This window comes from Actinomycetota bacterium (assembly GCA_030682655.1).
Lineage (GTDB): Bacteria > Actinomycetota > Coriobacteriia > Anaerosomatales > JAUXNU01 > JAUXNU01.
The window spans coordinates 1-1,196 of record JAUXNU010000079.1 but is presented as its reverse complement, the minus strand read 5'-3'; the positions used below and the strand labels follow the sequence as shown (position 1 = coordinate 1,196).

Sequence of the window (1,196 nt, the reverse complement as noted above, 5' to 3'; positions counted from 1 at the left end):
GCCCGCCCCTGGAGGGGGTTCGCCTTGGTGAGCTGGGTGAAGCTGTGCCCACCGGGCTCTATGCGCACCTCGTTGCGGCAGAGGGTGCCGAGCTCGGCCAGGAGGTCGGGGAAGGAGTGGGCGCAAAAGCCGTCCGCAGTCAGCTTGGATCCCGCCTTCACCTTCCCCGCGGGCGAACGCTCGGCCGGGGCCACCGGGTCGGCGGGTGCCAGGGGCGTATCGTCCGTGAACAGGAGCGGCGCCAGGCGTTCTCTCAGCTCGAAGGTGACGTAGTAGGCGAGCATGCACAGGAACACGTGGGCGCGCACCCTGGTTTCGAGGTGATGGTGGATGGGACGAATCTCGAGTTCGGACTTCATCTGGTGGAAGGCGCGCTCGGCCACTTTCAGCTGCTTGTAGGCCCGGACCACCGCCCGGGTCCCGAGCTCCTCGGCCGTGCAGGTGGTGCGGAGCACGTAGAGGCCGTCGAGCGCCGCCTCTTTGGCGATCCCGTCCTCCTTCCGCTCGAAGGAGAAGGCGCCGTCCGCGATCCGGAGCAGGAAGTGCTTGGCCATCTTGTATTTGTTGGAGATGCGCCCCACCCGCTCGCCGATGGTACCCGCGTCCGCGCGATGCAGGCGCCCGCGCGGGTTCTCGACCATGGCTTGGACCTTGCCGAGCTCGCCCTCGGTCGCCCGGAGGAGCTCCTCGCGCTTGCGCCGCCGCTCGAGCGCCACCGCCGGGTTGCGGCAGACGACGAGGCGTTCCCCGGGGAACTCCCGGGCCTGGATCTCGGCCAGGTTGCACTCGTCGAAGAGGGAGAGCTGGAGTTCCCCGGAAGCGGCCAACGCTTTCAGCTGAGGGGCGCGGAGCGCGCTTATGAAGCCCACCTCCCGCTCTTTCAGGGTCTCTGCGTTGGTCTCGGTCAGCATGCCCCGGTCACCCACGAAGATGACCCGCTCGCAGCCGAAGCGCTCCGTCACCGAGGAGACCGCGTGGGGCAGCGTCTTCTGGTCTTGGGTGTTGCCGGGGAAGACCTCCACCGCCACCGGCCGACCCTCCGGCGAGCAGATGAGTCCGTAGGTGATCTGAAGCGTGCCCTTCTTGCCGTCGCGGGAGTGCCCCAGGGCGGCCAGCGGGCAGGAGCGTCCCTCGAAGTAGCTGGAAGAGAGGTCGTAGAGCACGAAGCCCCCCGGTTCCAGATGACGGCGGGCCAG

At 68.5% G+C, this 1,196-nt stretch carries 1 protein-coding gene; it reads right to left on the bottom strand.

Features of this window, described 5'->3' with window-relative positions; all coding sequences use genetic code 11:
- On the bottom strand, nucleotides 1–1,163 hold a 1,163-nt coding region (locus tag Q8K99_04890), incomplete at its 3' end, for an IS1634 family transposase (protein MDP2181890.1).
- Nucleotides 1,164–1,196 lie beyond the last annotated feature (33 nt).